This is a genomic window from Vibrio sp. 10N.247.311.49, assembly GCF_041467655.1.
In the GTDB taxonomy this organism is placed as follows: Bacteria; Pseudomonadota; Gammaproteobacteria; order Enterobacterales; family Vibrionaceae; genus Vibrio; species Vibrio crassostreae_C.
In genome coordinates this window covers 98,161-124,846 of the sequence record NZ_JBFSVA010000002.1, presented here as the reverse complement: position 1 = coordinate 124,846, position 26,686 = coordinate 98,161, and the positions used below count along the sequence as shown (strand labels likewise).

Annotated in this window: 21 protein-coding genes and 1 pseudogene; 11 read left to right on the top strand and 11 right to left on the bottom strand. The window is 44.1% G+C overall.

Annotated elements, in window-relative coordinates:
* Positions 1-51 precede the first annotated feature (51 nt).
* Both AB6E54_RS03340 and AB6E54_RS03335 read right to left on the bottom strand, forming a co-directional pair.
* Positions 52-405, bottom strand: coding sequence for a membrane protein (locus AB6E54_RS03340; RefSeq protein WP_017068500.1), 354 nt, complete (start codon positions 403-405; stop codon positions 52-54).
* A gap of 385 nt (positions 406-790) precedes the next feature.
* On the bottom strand, positions 791-2,368 hold the full coding sequence (locus tag AB6E54_RS03335; protein WP_372105962.1) for an EAL domain-containing protein: 1,578 nt from the start codon (positions 2,366-2,368) through the stop codon (positions 791-793).
* A gap of 354 nt (positions 2,369-2,722) precedes the next feature.
* Between AB6E54_RS03335 and AB6E54_RS03330 the strand changes: the two genes are divergently transcribed.
* The gene (locus tag AB6E54_RS03330) at positions 2,723-3,133 is read left to right on the top strand and encodes a lysozyme inhibitor LprI family protein (protein WP_017067713.1); all 411 of its coding nucleotides are present in this window, start codon (positions 2,723-2,725) and stop codon (positions 3,131-3,133) included.
* 167 nt (positions 3,134-3,300) lie between these two features.
* Entirely contained in the window at positions 3,301-4,092 is a 792-nt protein-coding gene (locus AB6E54_RS03325; protein WP_372105964.1) for a carbon-nitrogen hydrolase family protein, read from the top strand.
* A gap of 102 nt (positions 4,093-4,194) precedes the next feature.
* Here the strand turns inward: AB6E54_RS03325 and AB6E54_RS03320 are convergent, their stop codons facing one another.
* The 8 genes from AB6E54_RS03320 to AB6E54_RS03285 all read right to left on the bottom strand — a co-directional run bounded on the left by AB6E54_RS03320 (position 4,195) and on the right by AB6E54_RS03285 (position 13,676).
* Entirely contained in the window at positions 4,195-6,654 is a 2,460-nt protein-coding gene (locus AB6E54_RS03320; protein WP_372105966.1) for a CHASE3 domain-containing protein, read from the bottom strand.
* A 202-nt stretch (positions 6,655-6,856) separates the two neighbouring features.
* On the bottom strand, positions 6,857-7,858 hold the full coding sequence (locus tag AB6E54_RS03315; RefSeq protein ID WP_372105968.1) for a substrate-binding domain-containing protein: 1,002 nt from the start codon (positions 7,856-7,858) through the stop codon (positions 6,857-6,859).
* A gap of 152 nt (positions 7,859-8,010) precedes the next feature.
* Complete coding sequence (gene rbsK, locus AB6E54_RS03310; RefSeq protein WP_017064747.1) at positions 8,011-8,955, bottom strand: ribokinase; 945 nt, start codon at positions 8,953-8,955, stop codon at positions 8,011-8,013.
* Between the two features lie 191 nt (positions 8,956-9,146).
* Positions 9,147-10,025, bottom strand: a complete 879-nt coding sequence (gene rbsB / locus AB6E54_RS03305) for a ribose ABC transporter substrate-binding protein RbsB (RefSeq protein ID WP_017060856.1) — start codon at positions 10,023-10,025, stop codon at positions 9,147-9,149.
* Between the two features lie 127 nt (positions 10,026-10,152).
* The gene (gene rbsC / locus AB6E54_RS03300) at positions 10,153-11,139 is read right to left on the bottom strand and encodes a ribose ABC transporter permease (RefSeq protein WP_017060855.1); all 987 of its coding nucleotides are present in this window, start codon (positions 11,137-11,139) and stop codon (positions 10,153-10,155) included.
* On the bottom strand, positions 11,136-12,641 hold the full coding sequence (rbsA, locus tag AB6E54_RS03295; protein ID WP_372105970.1) for a ribose ABC transporter ATP-binding protein RbsA: 1,506 nt from the start codon (positions 12,639-12,641) through the stop codon (positions 11,136-11,138). Before rbsA ends, rbsC begins: the two co-directional genes overlap by 4 nt.
* A gap of 100 nt (positions 12,642-12,741) precedes the next feature.
* Positions 12,742-13,161, bottom strand: coding sequence for a D-ribose pyranase (gene rbsD / locus AB6E54_RS03290; RefSeq protein WP_017060853.1), 420 nt, complete (start codon positions 13,159-13,161; stop codon positions 12,742-12,744).
* Positions 13,162-13,361: 200 nt separating this feature from the next.
* Positions 13,362-13,676 (bottom strand): winged helix-turn-helix domain-containing protein, encoded by a 315-nt coding sequence (locus AB6E54_RS03285; protein WP_017060852.1) that lies wholly within the window; start codon positions 13,674-13,676, stop codon positions 13,362-13,364.
* A 94-nt stretch (positions 13,677-13,770) separates the two neighbouring features.
* Between AB6E54_RS03285 and AB6E54_RS03280 the strand changes: the two are divergent.
* Positions 13,771-14,275 (top strand): annotated as a pseudogene (locus AB6E54_RS03280) (outer membrane beta-barrel protein); the annotation flags it as partial.
* A gap of 115 nt (positions 14,276-14,390) precedes the next feature.
* Here AB6E54_RS03280 and AB6E54_RS03275 read toward each other — a convergent pair.
* Entirely contained in the window at positions 14,391-15,434 is a 1,044-nt protein-coding gene (locus AB6E54_RS03275) for an endonuclease/exonuclease/phosphatase family protein (protein WP_102332891.1), read from the bottom strand.
* Positions 15,435-15,846: 412 nt separating this feature from the next.
* On the opposite strand from AB6E54_RS03275, the gene AB6E54_RS03270 reads away from it, so the two are divergent.
* From AB6E54_RS03270 to AB6E54_RS03235, 8 genes are all read left to right on the top strand, one after another.
* On the top strand, positions 15,847-17,742 hold the full coding sequence (locus AB6E54_RS03270) for an extracellular solute-binding protein (RefSeq protein ID WP_102332890.1): 1,896 nt from the start codon (positions 15,847-15,849) through the stop codon (positions 17,740-17,742).
* A gap of 12 nt (positions 17,743-17,754) precedes the next feature.
* Positions 17,755-18,843, top strand: coding sequence for a microcin C ABC transporter permease YejB (locus AB6E54_RS03265; protein ID WP_004730359.1), 1,089 nt, complete (start codon positions 17,755-17,757; stop codon positions 18,841-18,843).
* Between the two features lie 31 nt (positions 18,844-18,874).
* Positions 18,875-19,897 (top strand): ABC transporter permease, encoded by a 1,023-nt coding sequence (locus tag AB6E54_RS03260; protein WP_017060847.1) that lies wholly within the window; start codon positions 18,875-18,877, stop codon positions 19,895-19,897.
* Positions 19,898-19,906: 9 nt separating this feature from the next.
* Complete coding sequence (gene yejF / locus AB6E54_RS03255; RefSeq protein ID WP_102332889.1) at positions 19,907-21,526, top strand: microcin C ABC transporter ATP-binding protein YejF; 1,620 nt, start codon at positions 19,907-19,909, stop codon at positions 21,524-21,526.
* Positions 21,527-21,894: 368 nt separating this feature from the next.
* Entirely contained in the window at positions 21,895-22,917 is a 1,023-nt protein-coding gene (locus AB6E54_RS03250) for an ABC transporter permease subunit (RefSeq protein ID WP_055319460.1), read from the top strand.
* Positions 22,918-22,919: 2 nt separating this feature from the next.
* Positions 22,920-23,963: an ABC transporter permease gene (locus AB6E54_RS03245; RefSeq protein ID WP_029235249.1), complete on the top strand. Its 1,044-nt coding sequence runs from the start codon at positions 22,920-22,922 to the stop codon at positions 23,961-23,963.
* Positions 23,964-23,979: 16 nt separating this feature from the next.
* Entirely contained in the window at positions 23,980-25,803 is a 1,824-nt protein-coding gene (locus AB6E54_RS03240; protein WP_102332888.1) for an extracellular solute-binding protein, read from the top strand.
* A gap of 13 nt (positions 25,804-25,816) precedes the next feature.
* Entirely contained in the window at positions 25,817-26,686 is an 870-nt protein-coding gene (locus AB6E54_RS03235) for an ABC transporter ATP-binding protein (RefSeq protein WP_102332934.1), read from the top strand.

Genomic DNA, 26,686 nt, shown 5'->3' with positions numbered 1-26,686 from the left:
ACGAAGATGTGAAGCCGTCGCTTTAAAGCTGCGGCTTCGCATCTTTTCATATTAATTAAAACTCTTGTCTGAAGTAATTTTTGCTAAACCAGCAATCAACTTCCAAAGCGTGTAGATCGCGGCAACAAGAAGAACAACATAGCCAATAACAAAAACGGCTGTTAGAGCGCCAATGATAGTAAGCACAATCGAAACAAAGAATGTTTTGGTGATGTTGTCGTAGTGATCCGCAAAGACAGTCCCTTGAGCATCGGACTTTTTAACGATGCCCCAAATACCACCTGCAAGAAAACTAATACCAGTAAAGAAGCCTAATAGCATTAACGCATACGCGATGATGGCATGAGTTTTTGCATTTTTGTCCTTCTCTGAGAGCCCCGTATTAATTACTTCAGTATTTTCCATGTGATTGATTCCTAGGTTAATTTAATCACGCACATGATACGGTATTATCTTGTTGATGGTCACGAATTAGTTGCTTGTTGCATATGTTACATGCTGCGTTGTGATGTGTTTGGTATTGTGTGTAGAGTGTATGTCTCACTGGGTCTTTGTTGATAAAAAAGACATTAACGAAAAGAATGATTGGAACAAAAATCACGCTGATAGCATACTAGCGATTACGAGTAGTCATAAAACCAACCAAAACACGCGTCGATAATTTAAGTCACAAATATGGTAAAAGCCTGCCTGGGTGTAAGAGTGGGGAAACGTACCGTAAGCTAAAGTGACGCGTTGTACTAAGCATTATTCTGAACTGTATCTTCAGCGCTTATCCCATCGAACCTGTTTAAAGCTGCTCACATTTTGGTGTTGAAAAGGATGATTCCTCAACGTTATCGGACTCAAAATGCTGCTGCCTGAGTAAGCTGACAGTCAGGTTTATCGGCATCGGCTTATAAAAATAGAAGCCTTGGATATAGTCGACACCGAGCTTAGATAAGATTTTCACTTGGGATTCATACTCGACACCTTCGACGATGACTTGCATGCCTAAGGAGCGTGATAGTTGAAGCATGGACTCTAGCAAAGGGAGACCAAAGCTGGATTCGTCGGATATGTTTTTCACAAACACGCGATCGATTTTGAGAATGCTGAACGGGAACTGTCTTACGAAATCTAACCCTGCGTAGCCTGTACCAAAATCATCAATCGCGACTCTGACGCCCCTGTTCGATAGCTTGGTTAGGTTGTCTCTAATTTTGACCATGTCGGCATCAGAACATTCACCATATTCGGTTACTTCAAAAACTACCTGTTTGAGAATCTCAGGGTGTCTTTTAAAGATGCTGATCACCTTGTTAGAGAAGTTACTGTTAGACACTACGTTGCGGCTGATGTTGACGCTGATGTACTTTGAGTCGAACACATCTTGATTGCTTTTCAACGTCATTAATACTTTGCGCAGCACGAAGTAGGTTAGCTCCTCAATTAAGCCTAAGCTTTCAGCAAGCGGGATGAAAATAGCCGGGGAGACGTTACCTTCAATTGGGTCGTTCCATCGCAATAATGACTCACAGCCGACGATCTCGTTGGTGTTTTGGTTAACGATAGGCTGCATGTGAACATGAAGGTGCTGGTTTTTTAGCGCACTTGAAAGCGAATATTCTAAGCTGCGTTGGCTCTGCTTTTTATGCTTGATGGAAAGGAGAATAATGGTGGTGATTCCGGCCATCAAAAAGCCAAACCATAAATAACTCAACATGAAGTGAAGATAAAACTGATACCCAATGTATGAGGTGATGGTCAATGGGTAGGTGTTTGATTGTATCCGCACCTTGGCGATTGATGAGTCAATATCGGTAGGGTGGATATCTCTTTTGATCACTTCAACTTTGGCCTGTATTCCATGGCTGCTCAGGTTTGTTTCAACAAGGTCATAGATGAAGTGTGGCGGAATCATCAGGCTCACTCCGGCATCTTCTTTGTTCGAGAAAATGAGCATGATGGACTGAACTTGCGTGATGGCCGAGTTGGAATACGACAGGGTTGTTAAATTCGGGTCGTCATTGAGTCGCTGCCTGATGGTGCTGTATAGGCGAAATGAAACGTCACCATCGGTGGTTGAACAGTAAAATCGGTTCTGTTTATTGAATACCGCTGCTTCTTTTACCCAATCGGCTTCAAAAACGTTTTGTCGAAGCTGTCTAACGATCGCGTCGCATGACTGTTCAGGTCTAACTTCAGATAAAAAACGGTCGAACCTTGATTGGATCCCTTCTAACCTGGTTTCGACTAACCTTGATGTGTCTTCGGTTAATGTTTGGTAGTGATGCGGTGTAAAAGGAATGAGCATTGCCATGGAAAAAAAGAAAGAAATGGCAAAGTAAAATGAAGTCTTGGCAATGTTTTTGTACTTGATATCCATAGTTGGAGAAGCGTTACCGATTTATGTGAGCATTCGATTTAATTTATAAAGTTAACGATTACGTAGCAATATAAATAATTAATATTGTGAATGCAGGCACGAATTATTGATATAAATAATATGTTTTCTAGTTTTACCAGCAAAATCTGAGCGTTATCTCATTTATTTGAGTTGGCGAGGCGTCATTTTTGATGATTTATGCGGATAACAAATGCTTATATCCTGATAAATTTTATTGTTATTTGCTCTGGCTGAATGAGCTGAATGAGCTGAATGAGCTAAATATTGAGCCACGTTTAAATAAATAAAGTCACGACACGATTCGTTTTGGTGGTGGCAGCATAAAGGATGATTATGACAAAACTGATATCGGCACTCATAGCGGTGTGCTTCTCATTCTCTGCGTTGGCCTACGAAGGTGTTGTTGATTGCGAGAATGCGATGAATACCATCGAGATCAATCACTGTGCGGCAATTGAGTTGGAATCTGCACAAGCGGAACTGGATAAATACCTTGCAGCCAGCTTTGAGCACAATGCTTATGATGCTGAGCTGGTGGCGTCAATTAAGAAGGCTCAGGAGAGCTGGCAGGCGTACATGACAGCACATTGTGATTCTGTGTACACCCAATGGCGTGAAGGTTCTATTCGAGGGGTTATGGCGCTTTCCTGCAAGATGACGTTAACCAAGCAGCGCACGCATGAGGTGTGGGTGAATTTCTTAACCTATATGGACAGCACGCCTCCCGTTTTACCAGAGCCTTAATTAGCGCCGTAGGCAGGTTTAAAATACGTACAGGACTGTGCACCTGCTTCAACCTTTGGCGGGCGAATAAGAAAGCGATAGGGGATTGCCTTACTCTTTCGTTCTTAGTTCTTAGTCTCTAGCTTGAAGCATTACAGCTTGAAGTTTTACCTAGCAAGGATTCGATTTTGAATAATGTCAGTATCACGCTTATTCAGCTTGAAGTTGAATACAAAAACAAACAAAAGAATATAGATTCGGTCTCTGATCTTTTGCAAGCGGAGCCGTCAGTTGGCGATATTACTTTACTGCCTGAACTGTTCACTACTGGGTATATTTTTAATGAGGCTGAAGAAATTCATGAATTGGCTGAAGACTTCGCCGACAGCAGTACTATTGATTCATTAACGCAGCTTGCAGCGAAGCATCACACCTTGATTGTTGCTGGTATTGCCGAGAAAGATAGCGGCCAATATTACAACAGCGTCGTGGTTGTGGATGCTTCCGGTTTACGACACAAATATAGAAAAATCAGTCAAACCAAATTCGATAAGCAGTATTTCTCGAGAGGGGAGGAACGCCTCTCGTTTGAGCACAAAGGCTTAAAGTTTGGTGTCGCGATTTGCTTTGATATTTGGTTCTCGGAGATCATGAGGGCGTATCAGTCGGTCGACGTTATTCTACATCCCGCGAATTTTGGTGGTCATCATAGCTTTGCTATTGCTCAAGCGAGAGCTTTAGAAGAGGGGTGTCATGTCGTGACGTGTAATCGCGTTGGGCAGGATGTGGTTGATGCGTTTGCCGCGACTTATTGTGGTAGCAGTAGAACCTATTCACCAAAGGGTGACTTAATGCTTCAGCTCAACGACAAGCAATCTGTAGAAACTGTGAGTATTCAAGATCTCTCGATTGCGCCGCAATATAATGGTATTGATGTCGAAGATGAGATCCAGCAAATAACCGCCCTGTTAAACCGTTAAACCGTTAAACCGTTAAATCGCTAGAACAGAGACTAGCGCGGTATAAGATCGAAAAACGCAAGGTGATTAAGCCTTGCGTTTTAGCTTGGGAACGAAGCGTTCTTAAGCTTGATCGTTCATTTGATTCAGATGCTCGACTGAATGGGCGTTTTTCATCCGCTGAGCTTGATGGATATTGACCATAAGGCGATTGAGCAGTTTTTGCAGTCGTTCAATATCCGGCAATTGTTGATTTTTGGCTTTGACTTCTAGTTCCAATGCCTGCTTAGAAAGCATGTTAAGGCCTAAGTTTAGTGACATGCCTTTAATGGAGTGCAGGGTGCGACAAAGTGGCTCTAATTCTTTATCTAAATAGTATTCGATGACACGATCAACCGACTGTTCGAACTCAATAATGGTTGAGTCGATGAGTAAGCTGAACCCTTCCGTGTCGTCTTTCAGTATGTGTATCACTTCTGAGTGGCTGATCTCTTCTTCCGTTAACCTCAGCGTTTCAATAGGCTTACGATGAAGCTCGACAATATTTTCATTCTCACTCGAACCTTCGGCTGCGGTTTGTTTCGGTAATCGACTTGAGAACTGTTGTAGGGCGTCGAAGAAACTCTCTTGCTGCAGAGGCTTGGTCAGAATATGGTCGACACCGGCTTGAATGAAGTTGTCATGCGCCTCACGGAATACATCGGCCGTATAAGCGAATATCAAGGTATCGAGTTTCAGCTTTTCGCGGATGTAATTTGTTGTCTCGACCCCGTTCATTTCAGGCATATGATTGTCCATCAAGATAAGGTCATATTGAGTGGTTTTGAGGCGTTCAATTGCTAGTTTTCCGTTCTCTGCATGATCGACATGATGGCCGAGCTTTTCACAAAAGCCCTGTGCAACAATGGCATTAATACGGTTATCTTCCACCAACAGGATACTTAACGAGTCATAACTGAGAGTTTCTGCATCGACTGTATGGGTTGCGATGTCTTTCGCTTTGCTTTCTTGCCATGTGATAGGCAGAGAGACTTGGAATTTTGTGCCAAGCCCAACAGCACTGGTTAATGTGATTTCTCCATTCATGAGGTTGACTAGGTTCTTGACGATTGCGAGGCCAAGCCCTGTTCCGCCAAACTTCCTTGTTGTGGAAGTGTCTGCTTGTTCGAACGAATTGAATACCTGTTCGTGCTTATCTTTCGGGATACCAACTCCGGTGTCTGTCACGGTCAGAATCAGTTGATTGTTGGGGCGATTGAGGTCAGCTTGAATGGACACATGACCTTCTTTGGTGAATTTGGTCGCATTGCCGCCCAAGTTGAACATGATTTGACGTAGCCTTGCACAGTCTCCGACGAGTTGGATGTTTTTCGGTATGTTATTTTCGATCAACAGGCGAATGCCTTTTTCATCGGCTAAGGGTTTTAGAGCGCTGCATACAGGCTGCATGACTTGAACAAAATTAAAGGGTGCCACATCTAGCTCAAGCTTGTTTTCTTCGACTTTTGAGAAGTCGAGAACGTCGTTGAGTATTGTCATCAAGTGGTGACCAGAATCGAGAATGATGTTGATGTTCTCTTTTGTTTCGGGTTCTTGGGTCTGGCTTGCAATGATTTGAGATATTCCAAGAACGCCGTTCATTGGCGTTCTGATCTCGTGGCTCATGGTAGACAGAAAATCGCCCTTAGCTTTTACTGCGGCTTCAGCTTTGGTTCGTTCTGCTATTAGCTCCTGATTTTTCACTCGCATTTCATTGTCATTACTGATCAAATTGTCTGTCATTTTTTGAAAGCTTTGTTTGAGATGAGCGATTTCGTCTTGGGTGTTTATATTCGAACTCAATTCCAGAGTTGCAGCACCTTGATCCAAATGGCCAGCGGCAACTTGGTTAGTGGCCTCAAGTAGGGTGTGTAATCTTCGATTAATACGCTTTGACGCCCACGCAGCAACAAGGAGTGATATGAACACGGAAAACAGTGTTCCGAGGATTAATATGTAGCTGGTTTGATTGGCTGAGTTCTCCGATTTTTCGACCCTGGTAACAATAAGTTTTTGTTCAATTTCAATGAATTGAGCAATCTCTTGGCGGATCTCGTCAATCAATTTTTTTCCGGTTTGCTGCTGAGTGAGGTCGATGACACTTTGTATTTCAGCTTCGCCTTTATTGACAAGGCTGCGTTGATTGATCTCTTTCTCTCCAGACTGTTTCAGCCATGTTTTATGAATATCATCGATTCTATATAGGCGTTCTACTTGAGGTGGGTTATCACTCACTTGATTCGCAAGGGTTTGGAGTTTTTGAGGCCATACATCAAGAGCTAAATGGTAGGGTTCTAAAAAAACAGGATCACCCGTGATCAAGTAACCACGTTCAGCCGTTTCTATGTCGACTGTTAAGCTGAGAAGTTCTTGAGCCCGAGCGATGGCTTTATGTGTGTGTACAACCCAATTATTATCTTTTACAACCGTTCGGGTGTTTTCATGGACAGAAAAAGCCACGATAAGCATCAAAGCGATAGGAATCAAAAAGCTGACTAATAGCTTTTTCTGTAGGGATATATTGTCAAACCAACCCGCGATCATAAAACAGCGCTCTCCATGTCGTTGTTATTCACTGTTAGTGTAGATGATCATTAGTCGCTAAGTGCGTAAATACATACTTTAGCGTGTAAGTTTCGCATATTAACGGCATTTTAGGGGCGATTAAGCGGCGTTATTATGTTTCAAAGACAAAAAAGCTAGCTCAATAAGCTAGCTTTCAACGGTGTGATGAGTGTGGCGAGTATTAAAGCGCTTTTACGCTGCTTCGCTCTACAAGAGTCGGTTCTAGTTCAACGACTTGCGGGTAGGCGTCTGGCGTTTGTAGTCGGCTTAGCAGGGTATCGACCGCCGCTTTGCCTAAACGGTGCTTTGGCTGGTGGATTGTGCTTAAAGCGGGTGTCATGTACTTAGATAAGTGGATGTCATCGTAGCCAATGATAGACAGGTCATTTGGAATCAATGTGCCATCTTGAGCTGCCGCATGAATCACACCCATCGCCATCATGTCGTTACTGACGAACAAGGCCGAAGGCATTTGACCACGAGCTTTTAATGTTTGGTAAGAATCAAAGCCACCATCACATTCGAAGTTTGATTCAACAATCCACTTAGGGTTGATCTCTAAATTCGCTTCTTCCATTGCTTGTTTATAGCCTTGATAACGAGAAGAGGCTTGGTTGCGATGCAGTGGGCCAGTAATACAGCCAATATCCGAGTGACCATTATCGATCAGGTGTTTGGTTGCCATGTAGCCACCTTGATGCGAGTTGTCTTGGATTTTATCACTTGCGAACAGCATGGGACCCCAGTCCATTACCACGACAGGTAACTCTGGGTAGCGCTCGAATACATCGATATGTTCGCCTTCAAGGGTAGAACACATTAGCATCAGGCCATCGACTCGCTTTTGCAGCAAGGTATCGATAGAGGATTTCATGCGTTCGCTATCGCCTTCGGTGTTACACAAGATAAGGTTGTAGCCTTTTTCGTAGCAACGACGTTCCACACCTTTTACCACTTCGCCAAAGAATGGGTTGGTGGATGTGGTCACTAGCATTCCCAAGGTTTTGGTTTGCTTCATTTTCAAGCTGCGAGCCAATGCAGAAGGCGCATAGTTGAGTTCTTTAGCCGCACTGTTAACACGCTCAGCAATCTCTTCACTGACAAAGCGTGATTTGTTGATCACGTGGCTCACGGTAGAAGTCGAAACCTTTGCGAGCCGTGCGATGTCTTTCATTGTTGCCATAAAAAATCCTTGTGGGAATAACCTTCCACGTTGGGCGATATTCTGCCTGAAAACAGGGGCTTATTCTTGTTATTTGTTGTTACCGAATTTGAAGGCTAACATCCGTTAACCACGGTTTAGCTCAGAAGTTAGGCCTTCAAATAGGTATCAAACTAAGCAGACAGTTGCTCTGCCAAAAACGCATCGGTTTCAGCACGGCTTGGAATCGACGTTTGAGCACCAAAGCGTGTCACAGAGATAGCAGCTGCAGCATGAGCAAATTTAATCGCACGCTCAAGTGGCATATCTTCAAGCAAGCCTGTCACCAACGCGCCGTTAAAGGTGTCACCTGCGGCAGTTGTATCTGTTGCTTCAACACGGAAACCTGCGATTAATTCACCTTCGCTGGCTTCATTGCCTTGACCGCGATGACTCACCCACACGCCTTTCGCGCCTAGCGTGATCATTACCGTTTCTATGCCTTTAGCATGCAGAGCCAACGCAGCCTGATGAGCAGACGCGTTGTCCGTCACGGTAATGCCTGTCAGCACTTCTGCTTCAGTTTCGTTCGGTGTAATCACGTCAACACAAGCAAGCAGTGAATCCGATAATGGACGAGCAGGAGCCGGGTTTAGAATGACTTGCGTGCCACTCTCTTTTGCTACTTTCGCAGCGTACTCAATACCTTCAATTGGCGTTTCAAGTTGAGTTAGCAGGTATTTGGCTCCGCGAATCTTCTCTAGATGTGGTTCGATTTGGTCGCAAGTCAGCTTGTCATTAGCTTCTGCAGAAAGACAGATGCTGTTTTCACCCGTTGCGGATACTTGTATCATCGCGATGCCAGTTGGCGTGTTGTCTGCCACGATAACACCGTCGATGTTGATGCCGTCTTTAGCGAAGTCTTGACGAATGTTGATGCCGAATGGGTCGTCACCGACACAGGCGATGAAGCCGATATCTGCGTTTAATCGCGCAGCAGCGACTGCTTGGTTTGCGCCTTTACCGCCAGGGATGACCTGATAGTTACCGCCAATCAAGGTTTCACCCGGACGAGGGAACGAAGGAACTTGCAGTACGTGGTCAGCGTTAACGCTACCTAAAACAATCAGTTGAGTCATGATACGAGCCTTATGATATATCGTATTTGAAAATGCATGGGTCTTTCTCATGGTGTTAAGTGCGCTCTCTTTTGTGAGCGGAATGAGAAACAGCGATGCACTGTCGGGGTTTGCTTTTGTTTGAGTCAGCGAGCCAATCAAAGCAGGGAGATAGGGAACTCCCTGCTTTATATCGCGTTACCTAGTAACGATTACTTAGCGATGATTTTTAGAGGTACTGGTACGTACTCGTCTACTGTTTCGCCTTTCAGTACTTTGTCTGCCATTTCGATACCTAGAGAACCGATTAGGTCAGGTTGTTGTGCAACTGTAGCGCCTAGTAGGCCGCGGTTAACAGCAGCGATGCCGTCGTCTGTGCCATCAAAGCCAACGATCATCACTTCTTTACCTGACGCTTGAACTGCGCGAAGTGCACCTAGTGCCATTTCATCGTTTTGAGCAAATACTGCTTGTACATCTGGGTTAGCAGCAAGCAAGTTTTCCATTACGTTCAGACCTTTAGTACGGTCGAAATCAGCAGGTTGGCTTGCAAGAAGCTCAAGGTCGCTGCCGTTTACTGCATTCATGAAGCCTTCACCACGTTCACGAGCTGCAGAAGTACCAGCAATACCTTCAAGTTGGATTACTTTCGCTTTTTCGCCCACTTTTTCCATGATGAAGTGACCTGCCATTTCACCACCGATTACGTTATCAGAAGCGATGTGGCTTACTACGTCACCACGGCTTGCACCACGGTCTAGTGTTAGTACTGGGATGTTTGAACGGTTAGCCATGCGAATTGCGTTAGACACGGCGTCTGAATCTGTTGGGTTGATCAGGATTGCCTTAACACCACGAATGGTTAGATCTTCAATGTTCGACAGCTCTTTGCTTGGGTCGTTTTGAGAATCCAGAACGATAAGCTTGTAGCCTAGCTCTTCAGCTTTCGCTTCTGCGCCATCTTTCATGGTTACAAAGAATGGGTTGTTCAATGTAGACAGAACGATTGCCATTGTATCTTGCGCCTGTGCAGACACAGATACTGTTGTAGAAAGAAGAGCAGCAGAAATAAGAGTCGCTAATTTTTTCATGGTGTAAGTCCTTTGTGTAGGGGGAGCTAAGAGGTGAGTCCTAGCTCGTTGTTACATTATTTATAGATTCTAATATTTTAAGGTAAAACAGGGTGTTACTTGTATTAACCTAGAGTGTGAATAGGTTTTATTTGTTTTTGTTGTCGACCAATACTGCCAGAAGAATAACCACTGCTTTTGCAATCATCTGGTAGTAAGAAGATACGTCTAGTAGGTTTAGGGCGTTGTTTAGGAAGCCGATAATCAGAGCACCAATCAATGTGCCCATGATACGGCCACGACCGCCAGCTAAGCTTGTCCCGCCAAGAACTACGGCTGCGATAGCGTCTAGCTCATAACCCATACCTGCGGTTGGTTGAGCAGATGACAAACGCGATGCCACGATGATGCCTGCCACTGCAGCTAGCAGACCACAGATTGCGTAAACACCGATTTTTACTTTGTCTACGTCGATGCCTGATAGGCGAGTTGCTGATTCGTTGCCACCCAGTGCGTAAACGTAGCGACCAAAGCGTGTGTGGTTAAGTAGGTACCATACTGCTGCGAATACCACGACCATGATCCATACTGGAACCGGTACACCCATTGCGTAGCCAGTACCGAACCAAGCGAATGCGTCTGCTGTGTCTGTGAAGCCTGTTGAAATAGGACGACCATCTGTGTAAACCATGGTTACGCCGCGAAGTAGTGTCATGGTGACAAGCGTTGCGATGAAGGCTTGAACCTTACCCTTAGCGATAATCACACCACTAATCGCACCTAATGCTGCACCTGCTACAAGAGCGGTTGGTACTGCGATCATCACAGGGATTTCCATGCCAATCATGCTGGCTGCGAACGCACCACAAAGCGCCAGTACAGAACCAACACTCAAGTCGATACCCGCGGTTAAGATAACCAGCGTCATACCTACAGCGATAATTGCGTTAACCGAGGTTTGGCGCAGAATGTTTAGGATGTTGTCGACAGTAAAGAAGTTCGGGTTTAAGAAAGAAACGACAACAATCAGGAAGAGCAAAGCAATCAATGACTTTTGATCAATCAGCCACTCTTTGCTGATTAACGGTTTTTTCTTTGGAGCTTCAGTTGTTTTGCTCATGGTTTTAGTACTCATGCTGCGTCCTCGTTGATCTTTTTACCGACCGCACACGCCAGTAATAATTCTTGGTTTGCTTCTTTAGCATCAAATTCACCGCTTACACGGCCTTCATGCATCACCATGATGCGGTCACTCATTCCTAACACTTCTGGCATTTCAGATGAGACTAAAATGATGCTCATGCCGTCGGCTTTAAATTTATTAATGAGTTGGTAAATTTCTTTCTTCGCACCGACATCGACACCACGCGTTGGCTCGTCGAGAATCAGTACTTTTGGTTTGGTCATCAAGCCTTTAGCGATAGCTACTTTCTGTTGGTTACCACCAGAAAGGTTGCCGATGATTTGCTCGCGAGTCGGGGTCTTGATGTTAAATAACTTGATGAAGTCATCAACCGCGATTACTTCGTCTTTATGTTGGATTTGGCCACTCTTAGTCAGTAGATCCAGTGAACACAGAGACATGTTCTCTTTCACTGAAAGCCCGAGCACTAAGCCATCGCCCTTACGGTCTTCAGAGATGTAAGCAATGCCATTGGCCAAGCCGTCTTTCGGGCTTATAGGGTTGATGGTTTTGTTTTCTAGGTTGATGACGCCGCGTTCACTTGGAAGGGCACCGTAAATCACTTTCATCAGTTCAGTTCGGCCAGCACCCATTAGGCCAGATACACCCAGGATTTCACCGCGTTTTAGCGTAAAGCTCACATCGTGAACACCAGAACCCGTCAGGCCAATCACTTCAAGACAAGTTTCACCATGGCTCTGGCCGATACGTGGATATTGTTCGTCTAACTTACGACCAACCATCATTTCGATTAGGCCATCTTCGTCGGTGTCTTTTACTTCACACTGACCAATGAACTTACCGTCACGCAGCACGGTGATGTCATCACAAATCTCGAAGATCTCTTTCAAACGGTGAGAGATGTAAACAATGCCACAGCCTTCATCGCGCAATTCGTTAATCACCTTAAACAGAGATTCAGTTTCGGTATCGGTTAGCGCATCGGTTGGTTCATCCATGATGATGACTTTAGATTCAAACGATAGGGCTTTCGCAATCTCTACCATTTGCTGCTCACCAAGGCTCAACTGACCTAGAGGCGTTTTCGAGCTGTGTTTCACGTTAAGGCGTTTAAGTAGCTTGTCTGCTTCTTGGTACATCTCGTTCCACAAGATACGACCCATGGTGCCAGTGATTTCACGACCTAAGAAGATGTTCTCGGCGATGGTCAACTCAGGAATTAGATTCAGTTCTTGGTGAATTATGCTAATGCCTGCTTGTTGAGAATCACGTGGCCCTTTAAATGCAGCAGGTTTTCCTTGGTAGGCGATAGTGCCGCCGTCCAAGTGATAAATACCTGTCAGCACTTTCATGAGCGTTGATTTACCTGCACCGTTTTCACCCATTAACGCCATTACGCGTCCTGGATAAACGTTGAGGCTTGCCTTATCCAGTGCTTTAACACCAGGGAAGGCTTTCTCAATTGAGTTAAGTTCTAAAATGGCTTGAGTCATGTCGGTTCCTTTACTCGGGGCCAGTTGTATTTGATTATTCTGTCTATGTATTGTTTTTGGTTCAGTGATGACACTGAGCTGTCGTTGCGTTTTGCTTGAGCTAAAAGGTTACGCCAGCTTGGAAAATAACATTTGCGTATGGTGTGCATTCACCGGTGCGAATTACCGCGCGGCTTTCATGCGTTCGCTGTTTGAATTCTTCATGAGTGATGTAAGTAATAGAAAGCGATTTGCCACAACGTGCTTCTTCTGTCTTGATTAAATCAATCAGCGCTGCGTGGTGCTCTGGGCTTACTTTCGCAAACTCTTCTGCAATCACAACGCCTTCGATTTGAGATTCATCCAGCATGGTTTTTACCGTTTGCTGAAAGCTTGGGACACCGTGAGTCAAAGCAAGATCAATACGAGTTACGTGGTCTGGAATCGGCAGGCCCGCGTCACAAATCGTGATTTCATCTGTGTGGCCAAGAGTCGCCACTAGGTAAGAGAGTTCAGAGTTTATTAAAGTACTTTTTTTCATATCACGACCTATCGAAAAATAACGCTTGATGGGTTGAGAACAACTCAAGAAAAGCCATCGAAACGTTTCGATAGTGATAATAGTGTCTGATTTATCATTTGCACGTTTGATTGTTTTAGAGTGTGATAATGATCATCGAAACGTTTCGATGGGGCGTTTTTTGGTGATCTTAGTCACCGCCATTGATTGCATAAATCCTTTTACGTGGGTTCAATCGATAGCGCATATCCGAACTTACTAATGGTAATGATCTGGACGTTGGATGCTCTTAATCGCGCGAACACATTGCGTAGGTTATAGACTACGTTTGCAAGAACATGTGGTGACGAGAGTTGTCCGTCCCAACACACATCAACAATATGCTCTCTTGAAATCGGTCTTCCCACATTTTCCAATAACAAGCAGAGCACTGCTAATAGGCGAGGGCGCAAAGTGATTTTGTTTCCTTGCTGGTTGGTAATCGTTCGAGCGTCGATATCAATGATTAAGCCGTTGAAGTCTATTGTGTGGTTCATCGTGTTTTCTGTTCGTCTTATTCTAAATTGTGGAGATTGAGCAAATTGGCCTGCTGTTGGAGCGGGTAATTATTTAAGTGTGCTAATGGTCGAAGTGGGCGGGTTAACTGACACGATCAGTGAGCCTATTACTTTTAAAGCCGAAGACAATACTTACCGATTAATTGCTGGTTACAAATTTAACCGCATTGTTTCGGTTGAAGCTCAATACACAGATTTTGGTGATATCGCCCTGAAAACGAAATCTGGTAATAAGGTTTTCACTTGGACACCTCAAATCTTTTCGGTAACGGCGAACCTCGGTTACACGTTTGATAATGGCATTCGTCCATTTGGCACTATCGGTCTGTCGACTATTGATCTAGACATGAAGCTTGCTGATGGCTCTCGCCCGTCAGGAGATGGTTTTGATGATTCGGGAGATGGCATCCGTATGGGTGTTGGTGTTGAATACACGCCACCTACAATGTCTTTCGTTGAGCTTTCGCTTAGCATACGAAGCCGATGCTTTTGATATCGAAGATTACGAAAACGGACACAAGACAGAAGATACTGTTGTTCTGGACTCTTTCTACTTAGGCGCAATGTACACATTCTAAGTTTCACACTTTGCTAAACGGTAAATCGGTTTCTAAATGGGGCGTCGGTTGGCTCAACCCGTTTAACTAAAGTGGAAGGCCGCAGTTTTTGACTGCGGCTTTTTTATGTTTAACTCTAGGCTTCACGAATATGAGCGGTGACAGACACGATGGCATGGTCGGTACTGAATTGGTCGTGTTCAAAACTAGGATTAATCAGGTGATGGTCTAACACTGTGTAGCTAGAGATCTCCATTAAGCTTGAAGAGTTCTGACAATCAAACTCGTTCGACATCAAAATGTAGTCCAGTACAGATCCAGAAGCGCCGTAGTAATGGGTTGGCTTTCGCTGTTCAAGCAAGTCTTCTTCATGCAGTTGATGGTAAAGATCCCAGCTGTCTTTCAAGCGAAAGTGGGATAGCCAATGCTTGCTGTTTTCGTCTCGGTTGATTGAGTAATTCAACAGCCCTTTAAACTCATCATTAAACAGTGGCTTATTAAAGTCACCCATCAACACAACAGGTTGCTCGGTTTGGTAGCGTTGGTTGGTGATGTATTGATGCAGCATCTGAGCTTCTAGACCGCGTTGGACACTTGATAGCCAAGAGCCAAGCTGTTCTTGGTGAAAACGAGTGAGCGTGTCACTTTGTGGTTTTGCACCTTGCTGAGTGTTGTCCGCATCGACAGATTCTGCTTTTGGCTCTGTCGGACGTTGTGATTTGAAGTGCACCACATAACAGTCGGTTGAACCTAAATGGGGTAACGTAATCGTCGCGTGAACAGGCGTTCTGTTGAATGAGAATTTGTCGTCAAGGTTGAATGCTTTCAGTAACTTCGAATCTGGCGTAACAGGCTGCACGTTTTCAATCGGGTAACGGGAAGCGATCCCAACGACAGGTGAGGTGTATAGGTAATCATCTTCAACGTGTGCGCTATCGACCACTGCAAAGTATGGATAACCTAGGTCGTTCATCAATTGCTCTAAAGACTGCGGGCTAAATATCTCTTGGAAGCCAATCACATCGCAATCTAATGAACGAATCGCTTCAGCCATCCAATGTTGCTTCTTCTGCCATTCTTCGAAGCTGTAGATGTTCTCAAAATCATAATAAGCATTCGGTGGCTCGAGATAGTTCAGAAGGTTGAACGTTGCGAATGTTATTTGGTTTGGTTTGTTCAAAGTGTCATTCCATTTAGACCTAGGCTGCAAGGATACTCCAGTAAAAGTATAGTTTGTTGATTATTTAGAGCCTAAATTTCACTTTAGAAGCCAACCAAAGGAATCTTAGCCGTTGAGGCTTGTGTCATTCAGGCTAGAGCAATCTTAGTGCTTCTGCCTTCCCCCGTGCTTTCCAACGCCACCAAGCTAATCAACTCAATCAAAGGAACCAAAGCAATCAAAGCTCACTGCATCCAATAACTTCGAGTGGTGACGAGTAATTTGTAAATAAACCGTCAGAGATAGAGTGCTGATGGTTTTATTAGTTATTACATGATGTTAGTTTTGAACCTATACTTGATTTAACGGCATGCATTCAAAGCCGATAAATCAACTTGAATATAGAATTCATGACATTTGAAGGGAGAGTCAAATGGGAACAGTTTTTCGACGCAAAGCTTCGCAACGCACTCAGTTTTTCAGGTTTAATTTGAAGTCATGTGCAATCATGTTGCCGCTTATTGCTTTACAACCCTCCGTTACTTACGCTTCTGAAACCCAATCAACTCCTGCTGTCACCGTTATTGAAACCACACAACTGGTTGGTTTTGGTGAAGCAAAATATCCAGCCGATTTCACTCACTTCGATTACGTTAATCCTGATGCGCCAAAGCAGGGCAAAGTGACCTATGGCAGCATAGGTACGTACGATAGCTTTAATCGATTCGGTTCCCGCGGCGTTGCTGCAAGTTATACCGGAGAGATTTACGATACCTTGATGTTTTCTCCGAGTGACGAGATTGATGCGTACTATCCATTGATCGCTTCAAAGGTTCGCTACTCCAGTGATTTCACTTGGATGGAAATCGACATCAACCCAAATGCTAAATTCCAAGATGGCGAGCCTATCACTGCGCATGATGTTGCCTTTACTTTTGACAAGTTCTCAACCGAGGGCGTGCCTCAGTATCGTGTGTATTACAAAGATATTAAGTCAGTAAAAGCGGTCTCTGATTTGGTTGTTCGTATTGAAATGAACATTCCAAACCGCGAAAAACTGTTCAGCTTTGCGCAAAGCACTCGTGTATTACCGAAACATTTCTGGAAAGACAGAAAGCTGTCTGAACCTCTAAGTGAGCCACCAGTCGGTAGTGGTCCTTATAAGATCATCAGTTATAAATCAGGCCAAAGTGTTACCTATGGTCTAGATGAAAACTACTGGGCAGCTGACCTACCGGTTAACGTTGGTCGTAATAACTTCAAGCAAGTGCAATACGATTACTACCGTGACGACACGGTAATGTTGGAAGCCTTTAAAGCTGGGGAGTTCGATCTTCGAACCGAGAACTCGGCTAAGTTCTGGGCCAACTCTTATACGGGCGCGAACTTCGATAAAGGCTACATCATTAAAGAAGAGATTAACCACGAGAAGCCTGAAACGACTCAAGGTTTCGTCTTTAATATCCAATCTCCTGTGTTCTCGGATCCTAAAGTGCGTGAAGCGTTAACCTACGCGATGGACTTTGAGTGGATGAACAAGAACATGTTCTATGGTCAGTACAAGCGTACTCGTAGCTACTTCCAAAATACCGACTACGAAGCGAAAGGCTTACCAAGCGAAGCTGAAGTCGAGTTGTTGTCTCAATACAAAGATCAGATTCCACCGCGAGTTTTCACCGAAGAATTCCAACCACCCGTCACCGATGGTAGCGGTCGTATTCGTAGCCAAATGCGTACCGCTTTCAAATTGTTGAAAGAAGCGGGTTGGGTGCTGAAAGACAAAGTCATGACCAACGAAAAGACTGGCAAGCCGATGTCATTTGAGTTGTTGATTTACAGCCCAACCACGGAACGTATCGCAACGCCGGTTCAAAAGAACCTTAAGCGCATGGGTATTGAGATGAAGATCCGTACCATCGATACCACTCAATACATCAAGCGCTTGCGTGATCGTGATTTCGACATGGTTTCGTCGTCATTTTCCGCAAACCCTTATCCTAGCCCGAACTTAATGATCGTTTGGAACTCTAACTACATTGATTCTACTTACAATACTGCAGGTGTTATCGATCCAGTGGTTGACGCGTTAACAGAAGAAATTGCGCGTAACCAACAGCACCCTGAAAAGCTTCTTACACTAGGTCGTTCACTAGACCGAGTATTGCAGTGGAATTTCTACAACATCCCGCAATGGCACGTTGGCGAGTATCGCGTAGCAATGTGGGACAAGTTTGAGCGTCCAGATGTATTGCCTAAATACGATTTAGGTATCGATACATGGTGGATTTCAGAAGAGAAGGCGGCTTTGCTTCCTGAAAAACGTCGCTAGGAGTTAGTTAGCATGGCCGCGTATATATTTCGACGTTTATTGTTGGTGATCCCCACGCTGTGGGCGATCATCACCATCAACTTTTTCATCATCCAGATAGCGCCTGGAGGCCCGGTAGAGCAAGCTGTTGCTCAATTAGAAGGGCATAACTCTGGCATTATGGAGCGTTTTTCTGGTGGTGGACAAGAAGTTGATTTAAGTGAAAGTGATCAAGCATCTGCCAGTGGCTATAAAGGCTCACGCGGGCTTGATCCTGAAGTGGTTGAAGAGATCAAAAAGCAGTTTGGTTTTGATAAGCCGATTCACGTTCGCTACTTCGACATGTTGAAAAACTACGCGACCTTTAATTTCGGTGAAAGCCTGTTTAAGGGCGGCAACGTTATTGATTTGATCATCGAGCGACTGCCCGTCTCCATCTCCTTGGGATTGTGGAGTACCTTAATCATCTACGTGATCTCGATACCTTTAGGCATCATGAAGGCGATACATCACGGCTCTCGCTTTGATATTTGGTCGAGCGCGGTGGTGATTGTCGGCTACGCGGTGCCGGGCTTCTTGTTTGCGATTATTCTGATTATCTTGTTTGCAAGCGGTAACTACTTCAGTTGGTTCCCATTGCGAGGGCTTGTGTCGAGTAACTTCGACCAGCTCAACTGGTATCAGCAAATTGGCGACTACTTCTGGCACTTGGCGTTGCCCATTTTCGCCATGGTTATCGGTGGATTCGCCACGCTCAGCATGCTGACCAAAAACTCCTTCCTTGATGAAATCAATAAGCAATATGTAGTGACTGCGAGAGCGAAAGGCTTGGACGAGAGCAGTATTCTTTATAAGCACGTTTTCCGTAACGCCATGCTGATCATTATTGCGGGTTTCCCAAGCGCATTTATTAGTATTTTCTTCACGGGTTCTATGTTGATTGAAGTGATGTTTTCACTCGAAGGCATTGGCTTGCTTGGCTTTGAATCAACCATTCAACGTGACTATCCCGTGGTGTTCAGCTCTCTCTATATCATGACCTTGCTTGGCTTGGTGCTGAGCATTATCTCCGACCTGACTTATACCTGGGTTGATCCTCGAATTGATTTTGAAGCGCGTTAATGGCGAACGAATAACAAGGTATTGATAATAAATGTTTAACAACCCTTTAGCTGAAGCTCGTTGGTTACGTTTTAAAGCAAACAAGCGTGGTTTTATCTCCCTTTGGATATTTACCATCTTGTTTGGCTTGAGCCTGTTCGCTGAGATCATTGCCAATGATAAACCACTCTTGGTTTCTTATGATAATCAGTGGTTTGTGCCTGTTATCAATGAATATGCCGAGACGGAGTTTGGTGGTGAGTTTGAAACCGAGGCCGACTACAAAGACCCGTATGTTATCGAGCTCATTGAAGACAACGGTTACATCGTGTGGCCAATCATTCCGTTTAGCTACGACACAATAAACTTCGATATTTCAGGTGCGGTGCCATCGGAGCCCGATTCGGTGAACTGGTTAGGGACTGATGATAAGGGGCGAGATGTATTAGCTCGTATCATTTATGGCTTCCGTATTTCCGTTCTATTTGGTTTTATTCTGACCATTGTATCGAGCGTGATTGGTGTCGTGGTTGGCGCAACACAAGGCTACTACGGTGGCTGGGTTGATCTATTCGGACAACGCTTCATTGAAGTCTGGTCTGGTATGCCGACCCTGTTCTTGCTGATTATTTTGTCGAGTTTTATTGAGCCGAATTTCTGGTGGTTGCTCGGGATTATGGTGCTGTTTAGTTGGATGAGTTTAGTCGGCATCGTGCGAGCGGAATTTTTACGCTGCCGAAACTTCGATTATGTGCGAGCCGCGCAAGCCATGGGTGTTGATGACAAACGTATTATGCTTCGTCACATGTTACCTAACGCGATGGTTGCATCGTTAACCATGATGCCGTTTATTCTTTCAGGCTCGGTGACCACACTGACTTCGTTAGACTTCTTGGGCTTTGGTCTTCCTGCGGGTTCGCCTTCGTTAGGCGAGTTGTTGGCGCAAGGTAAAGCTAACTTACAAGCGCCTTGGCTTGGCATTTCTGCCTTCGTCGTGCTTTCACTGATGCTTACGTTACTGGTCTTCGTTGGTGAAGCGGTGCGTGATGCTTTCGACCCGCATCAACAGAAGTAAGGATAGGTTATGAATTCAAATACAACGCCTGCTTCTCCGGTTTTGACCATAGATAAACTGTCTGTCGGTTTCGGGCGAAAAAACTCGATAGAGCAAGTGACACAAGATGTCTCTTTAGAAATATACAAAGGTGAGACATTAGCGCTGGTGGGTGAGAGTGGTTCCGGAAAATCGGTCACGGCTAACTCGATTTTAAAGCTGTTACCAAAAGGCTCGTCTCATTACTTAAACGGTAAGATCAATTTCTCTGGCACCGATATTCTGAGTTGTTCTGAAAGACAGCTACGTGGGATTCGTGGTGGTCGTATTGGAATGATCTTCCAAGAGCCTATGGTTTCCCTAAATCCGCTTCATCGAATTGGAAAACAGCTTGTTGAAACCTTAGCAATTCATCGTGGTATGCGAACCAACAAAGCACAAGCCTTGGCGATAGAGTGGCTTTCAAAGGTTGGCATTCGCTATCCTGAGCAAAAGATTTCAGCCTATCCGCACGAGCTATCTGGTGGAGAACGCCAGCGCGTGATGATCGCGATGGCACTGATCAATGAACCAGAGCTGCTTATTGCTGATGAGCCGACAACGGCTTTGGATGTATCGGTGCAAGCGCAGATCCTCGACCTTCTAAAAGACCTGCAGCAAGAGCTGGGTATGGCAATGCTTTTCATTACTCATGACTTGAGTATCGTTCGTAAGATTGCCGACAGAGTAGCAGTAATGAAAGATGGTCGCTTGGTCGAAAGTAACGACTGTCATACCCTGTTTAACGCGCCTGCTCACCCTTACACTCAAAAACTTATTAACTCTGATCCGAAAGGTTTGCCCGTTCCTGTGTCACCCGAAAGCAAACCGCTACTCGATGTAAATCAACTTCGTGTTTGGTTCCCGATCACGGGCGGTTTATTCAAGCGCACCATTTCTCATGTTAAAGCTGTGACCGACATGGAGTTCACTTTGAAGAAAGGGCACTCAATCGGTTTGGTTGGCGAAAGTGGTTCTGGTAAATCGACGACCGGTATGGCGATACTTAAGCTGGTAGATAGTGAAGGGTCAATCACTTACTCGAGTGAACAGCTTCAAGGTTTAGATCGAAAACAGATGCTTCCGTTTAGAAGCCGTATGCAAGTAGTCTTTCAAGACCCGTTTTCTGCGCTAAACCCGAGAATGTCGGTCGCTCAGGTGATTGGCGAAGGTTTGTTAGTGCATCAACAATTGGATGAGCACGAACTCGACCAACGCATCTGTGACGTAATGAAAGAGGTTGACCTCGATCCTGAAACGCGTCACCGTTACCCAAATGAGTTTTCTGGCGGTCAAAGGCAGCGTATTGCGATTGCTCGTGCTTTGATTTTAAAGCCAGAGTTTATCCTGCTCGATGAACCAACATCGTCATTGGACAGAACCGTTCAAGCTCAAGTATTGGATTTGCTGAAGTCACTTCAAGAAAAGTATGGCCTGACCTATTTGTTTATCAGTCATGATCTGAATGTCGTGAAATCCTTGTGTCATTACACCATCGTCATGAAAGCTGGCGAGGTAATAGAGAAGGGCGACACTGAGACTTTGTTTGGTAATCCGCAGCATGAATATACCAAGCAGTTGGTGAATCTCTCGAACGTTGGTGGTGTGTAGCCAAATACATTATTCATAGATTAACTCCTCATTCATTAGACCAATAAATCGCTTCTGTTTAACAGTGGCGATTTTTTTGTATTTGATTTCGATTTGTCACCATATCAATGCAGCTTACAAACATGTTTGAATTGTCTAAGCAGTTCACTTTCTAAGTTACAAACAAAGATTACCCACACCTTCTAATTCAAAATTCCTTTCTGGTGTCCAATTTAAGTTTTTGATTATTAAGATTAAAATTTATTAAGTAAATTAATCCAAACTAAATGAAATTGTAAGTTAATGTAGGTAAATGTAACCATTTGACTACTTTGTTTTATTGATTAAATTGATGAAATATTGCTTTAAATGGAATTTGGCTAGTTAGGATGATTGCATATTTACTGAAACGTTTTGCTTTAGTTGTACCTACGTTTCTTGGTATTACGATTTTGATATTCGCGATTACGCGTTTTGTTCCAGGTGGCCCTGTCGAGAGGATGCTCGCTAACATGCAGCCTCAAGGGGATGGTGGTGCGTCTAGTCTCGTTGGCCAAAACTCAGCTTTGTCTGAAGACCAACTCGCCGATCTTAATAAATTTTATGGATTGGATAAGCCGGTAACGGAAGCGTATCTCGAATGGCTAGTTCGACTTGTTCATTTTGACCTAGGCGAGTCGACACGCTACTACGAACCGGTCAGTGACATGATTTTTGAGCGCCTGCCCGTCTCTGCTATGTATGGTGGTGTGACCTTTTTCATTAGTTATTTTGTCTCTATTCCTCTTGGTTATTTTAAGGCGATGAAGCACGGCAGCGTCTTTGATTCTGTTTCATCAATCATGATTTTTGTCGGCTATGCCTTACCAGGATATGTGGTCGGCGTGCTTCTTATTACGTTTTTCAGTTATCACCTAGAGTGGTTCCCAATGGGGGGCTTTGTGGATGATGACTTCGACGACTTCAATACTTTCTCAGAGCAAATTACTGATATTTTGTGGCATGCGGTCTTACCTTTGCTTTGTTATCTGATAGGTGACTTTGCGACGTTAACCATGACCATGAAGAATAATTTGATGGAAAACTTATCGTCAGATTACATTCGCACTGCTATCGCTAAAGGTTTGCCTTTTAGAGAGGCGATTCGTAAACACGCACTACGCAATAGTTTAATCCCAATCGCTAGCCACTTTGGCAACTCTCTTCTTTTCTTCATGACGGGCTCTTTCTTAATTGAAGTCATTTTCGATATTAATGGCATAGGCCTGCTTGGTTATGAATCAATTGTAGAAAGAGATTACCCAGTGGTTATGGGTATTGTCGCAATCAACGCCTGCATATTGCTACTTGGCAATATCTTGTCTGATGTCTGCGTTGCATTGGTCGATCCTAGAGTGAAGTTTGGAGCTTGATGATGATTAAATTAAATCCGTTGACGCTAAAGCAGATCAAGCGATTCAAACAAATAAAGCGTGGATACTGGTCGCTGATCATTCTATCTGTAATGTTATTACTGTCTCTTTTTGCTGAAGCGTTGATCAACAGTAAGGCTTTAGTGGTGCGTTATCAGGGGGAATATTACTTTCCAATTGTATCTGATGTTTACTCCGGCAAGACATTTGGTTTGGAGTCTTCGGGAGAGGCAAACTATCGACTACTTCAATTAGCGCTTAAAGATAAAAACAATGGTGACTTTGCGATTTTACCTTTGGTGCCTTGGAATCCGTATGAACAAGACTTCTCTGGTGAATATCCGCCACATGCTCCAAGTGCTTACTCAAAGCACTATTTGGGCACTGACGTAATCGGGAGGGATATTTTAGCACGATTGGTTTACGGGTTTAGAACAGCAATGGGGTTTGCTCTGATAACTATGGTCATCGCATACAGCATTGGTGTAACGGTGGGGTGTGCGATGGGTTTCTTTGGTGGCAAATTTGATCTGATTGTTCAAAGAGCCATTGAGACTTGGTCAATGGTGCCGTTCCTCTACGTGATCATGATTTTGGTCTCGATAGCACAACCCACATTCATGCTGTTTGTATTGATCAATGTGACTTTTGGATGGATGGGTATTACTTGGTACATGCGAACGATGACCTACAGAGAATCTGCTCGAGAGTATGTGTTAGCTGCAAAGGCGCTAGGAGCATCAACAGCAAGAATCCTCTTCAATCATATTTTACCCAACACGATGGTGATGATCGTCACTCTGGCGCCTTTCACTATTGCAGCCAATATCACTGCATTAACTGCACTGGACTACTTAGGTTTAGGTCTTATTCCACCGACCCCAAGCTGGGGAGAGCTTCTTCAACAAGGCAAGTCGAATCTCGATTCGCCATGGATTGTTGGCTCTGTTGTGACGGCAATAGTCGGTGTGTTGGTCATGGTTACATTCATCGGTGAAGCGATAAGAACGGCTTTTGATCCCAAAAAATACACAGTTTATAGATAGGCACTAGGAAGTGATGATGTACAGATACGGACTATTCGCTTTGTTGTTGAGTTTCTTAGCTCAAGCACAACAAACACCAAATAACTTGGAATGGCAAAGTAATTGGGATGATCCCGTTTTTGCTTCTGAAGAGGCTAAGCGTGGCGGTACTTTACGTAGCTTTATGCCTAGTTTCCCACAAACATTACGTTCAGTGGGCCCCGACGCGAATTCAGGTATTCGTTTCTATTTAATGGATGGCACGCCTAAATTGGCACAACGACATCCAAATACCGACAATTGGATTCCACAACTGGCGAATGAATGGGCATTTGGGAACGATCACCAGACGGTTTATTTCAAACTGAATCCTGACGCGAAATGGTCTGACGGGGAAGCTGTAACGGCTGACGACTATCTATTTATGCTTACGTATTACCGTTCCAAAGACATTATTGATCCTTGGTATAGCGACTTTTTCCGCAATAGCATCACGACCGTTGAAAAATTCGATGACTATACGATAAGTATTACGATGGCCGAGCCTAAAAGTAATGATGAACTTATGGCTCTTATCAATATGCCGAGTCACGGAGTCCAGCCTCGTCCAAAGCATCATTTTGTTGATATTAACGATGGGAATAAGGATGGCATGGATGATAATTTTGTTCGCAAATACAACTTCAAGGCAGAGCCAACAACATCGCCTTATTTTATATCAAAAGTAAATAAAGGCCGCAGCATTACGTTTTCACATGTTGGTGATAGCTGGTGGGGTTACGGAAATAAATATTATAAAAACCGATTTAACGTGGAAAAACTTCGCATCAAGGTAATTCGTGATAGTGATATTGCACGCAAGCATTTTGAAAAAGGAAAGTTAGACACGTTTGCAATGGTACAGCCTCAACTGTGGCATGAGAAAACTAACTCAGAACCTTTTAGTCATGGCTTTATACAGAAATTCTGGGGCTTTAATCAAAGGCCACAAGGCGCAGGCGGTTTATGGATCAATACATCCATGCCACTGCTGAACGACATTAATGTTCGGAAAGGCATCACGTACGCGACTGATTTCGACGGCATGATCAAAAACGTGTTACGAGGCGATTACTCTAGAAAACCTCATGCTATGGGGTTTGGGCATGGAAAATACGATTTAGAAGGCGTAGAGCCGCCACCGTTTAGGCCTGAACTTGCGATTGGTTATTTTGAATCTGCAGGCTTCGATAATATCGGTTCTGATGGTATCCGAATGAATGCTAATGGGCTTCGTTTGAGTTTCAAGATTACGTATGGCTACAACATTTGGACACCAAGAATTGCCTATCTAAAAGAGCAAGCGAAGTTAGCTGGTTTAGAGCTCGACTTAAACCTTGTCGATGGTTCTGCTGCATTCAAATTTATTCTCGAGAAAAAGCACCAGCTTGCTTTTCTTAATATGGGCGGAGGGGAGATACCAGCTTACAAAGAGTATTTTCACTCGACAAATGCCAACCGTCCTCAAACTAATAACCATACAAATTTCAGTTCACCAGAGCTAGATCAAAAAATTGAGGCGTTTATTTCTGAGTTTGATATGGAAAGAAAACAGCAGCTATCTCAGAACATCCAAAGAAAAATAAAGGATGCGTATGTGATTGTGCCTGGCTATATGGTGCCTTATACGCGAGATGCCTACTGGCGTTGGATTAAGTTCCCAAAGAACCCAATGACGAAGAAGACTGGCGCCATGTTTAATATTTTAGATACCAGTAATTTCTGGATTGATACAGACCTAAAAGAAGAAACTCAGTTGGCTTCTAAAGAAGGTAAGGCATATCCACCCATCACCATCATTGATGACAGATATAAGCTCTAAGGATGACCGTGGAATGAACCAAAATATTATATTAAAAGTTCGTGACTTAGAAGCAGAGTTCAATACTGATGAGGGCATTGTCAAGATACTGAAAGGTGTGTCCTTTGACGTGAAATCAGGCAAAACACTCGGTTTGGTTGGAGAGTCGGGCAGTGGGAAGAGCGTAACTTCCATGTCTATTATGGGACTACTTCCTAAGCCTTATGGAAAGGTCACGGCTGGAAAAATAATTTATCGTGATACAGACCTTACTGAGGTACCTGAACATGAGATGCATAAGATGCGTGGGAACCGTATCTCAATCATTTTCCAAGACCCTATGACTGCCTTGAACCCTGTTCAGACAATTGGCAAGCAGATTGTCGAGGTTCTGGATTTGCACCATAGCCAGATGTCTAAGTCTGAAAAGATAGAGTACGCAATTGGTTTGCTTGAGAAAGTTGAAATTCCAATGCCGAAACTACGTTTTAAAGAGTACCCTCATAGCCTGTCTGGTGGGATGCGACAAAGGGTAATGATAGCGATAGCGCTTGCATGTAAGCCTGACATCTTGATATGTGATGAGCCGACGACTGCATTAGATGTAACGGTTCAAGCATCAATTTTGGAACTGATAAGAGAGCTTCAAGAAGAGACCGGGATGGCAGTGATCTTTATCACTCATGATCTAGGTGTTGTTGCGGAAATTTGCGATGAAGTCGCTGTGATGTATGACGGACGTATTGTTGAGCATGCAGAAATTTTCGAACTTTTCGATCACCCACAACATCCGTATACAAAAAGACTCTTGAGCTTAATTCCAGATCTCAATGTCGAGCCGAAACAAACCATTCAAATCAACCCAATTGATTTGAATGAATTCCCAGAATACAAGGGGAGTTGA

What these genes read in the sequence shown, in the direction of transcription:
- AB6E54_RS03235 (WP_102332934.1), top strand. Translation starts at nt 25,817, where the DNA reads ATGAACCAAAATATTATATTAAAAGTTCGTGACTTAGAAGCAGAGTTC.
- AB6E54_RS03240 (WP_102332888.1), top strand. Translation starts at nt 23,980, where the DNA reads ATGTACAGATACGGACTATTCGCTTTGTTGTTGAGTTTCTTAGCTCAA.
- AB6E54_RS03330 (WP_017067713.1), top strand. Translation starts at nt 2,723, where the DNA reads ATGACAAAACTGATATCGGCACTCATAGCGGTGTGCTTCTCATTCTCT.
- AB6E54_RS03265 (WP_004730359.1), top strand. Translation starts at nt 17,755, where the DNA reads ATGGCCGCGTATATATTTCGACGTTTATTGTTGGTGATCCCCACGCTG.
- rbsD (WP_017060853.1), bottom strand. Translation starts at nt 13,161, where the DNA reads ATGAAAAAAAGTACTTTAATAAACTCTGAACTCTCTTACCTAGTGGCG.
- AB6E54_RS03315 (WP_372105968.1), bottom strand. Translation starts at nt 7,858, where the DNA reads ATGGCAACAATGAAAGACATCGCACGGCTCGCAAAGGTTTCGACTTCT.
- AB6E54_RS03335 (WP_372105962.1), bottom strand. Translation starts at nt 2,368, where the DNA reads ATGGATATCAAGTACAAAAACATTGCCAAGACTTCATTTTACTTTGCC.
- AB6E54_RS03320 (WP_372105966.1), bottom strand. Translation starts at nt 6,654, where the DNA reads ATGATCGCGGGTTGGTTTGACAATATATCCCTACAGAAAAAGCTATTA.
- rbsC (WP_017060855.1), bottom strand. Translation starts at nt 11,139, where the DNA reads ATGAGTACTAAAACCATGAGCAAAACAACTGAAGCTCCAAAGAAAAAA.
- AB6E54_RS03285 (WP_017060852.1), bottom strand. Translation starts at nt 13,676, where the DNA reads ATGAACCACACAATAGACTTCAACGGCTTAATCATTGATATCGACGCT.
- AB6E54_RS03340 (WP_017068500.1), bottom strand. Translation starts at nt 405, where the DNA reads ATGGAAAATACTGAAGTAATTAATACGGGGCTCTCAGAGAAGGACAAA.
- AB6E54_RS03250 (WP_055319460.1), top strand. Translation starts at nt 21,895, where the DNA reads ATGATTGCATATTTACTGAAACGTTTTGCTTTAGTTGTACCTACGTTT.
- AB6E54_RS03260 (WP_017060847.1), top strand. Translation starts at nt 18,875, where the DNA reads ATGTTTAACAACCCTTTAGCTGAAGCTCGTTGGTTACGTTTTAAAGCA.
- yejF (WP_102332889.1), top strand. Translation starts at nt 19,907, where the DNA reads ATGAATTCAAATACAACGCCTGCTTCTCCGGTTTTGACCATAGATAAA.
- rbsK (WP_017064747.1), bottom strand. Translation starts at nt 8,955, where the DNA reads ATGACTCAACTGATTGTTTTAGGTAGCGTTAACGCTGACCACGTACTG.
- rbsB (WP_017060856.1), bottom strand. Translation starts at nt 10,025, where the DNA reads ATGAAAAAATTAGCGACTCTTATTTCTGCTGCTCTTCTTTCTACAACA.
- AB6E54_RS03270 (WP_102332890.1), top strand. Translation starts at nt 15,847, where the DNA reads ATGGGAACAGTTTTTCGACGCAAAGCTTCGCAACGCACTCAGTTTTTC.
- rbsA (WP_372105970.1), bottom strand. Translation starts at nt 12,641, where the DNA reads ATGACTCAAGCCATTTTAGAACTTAACTCAATTGAGAAAGCCTTCCCT.
- AB6E54_RS03245 (WP_029235249.1), top strand. Translation starts at nt 22,920, where the DNA reads ATGATTAAATTAAATCCGTTGACGCTAAAGCAGATCAAGCGATTCAAA.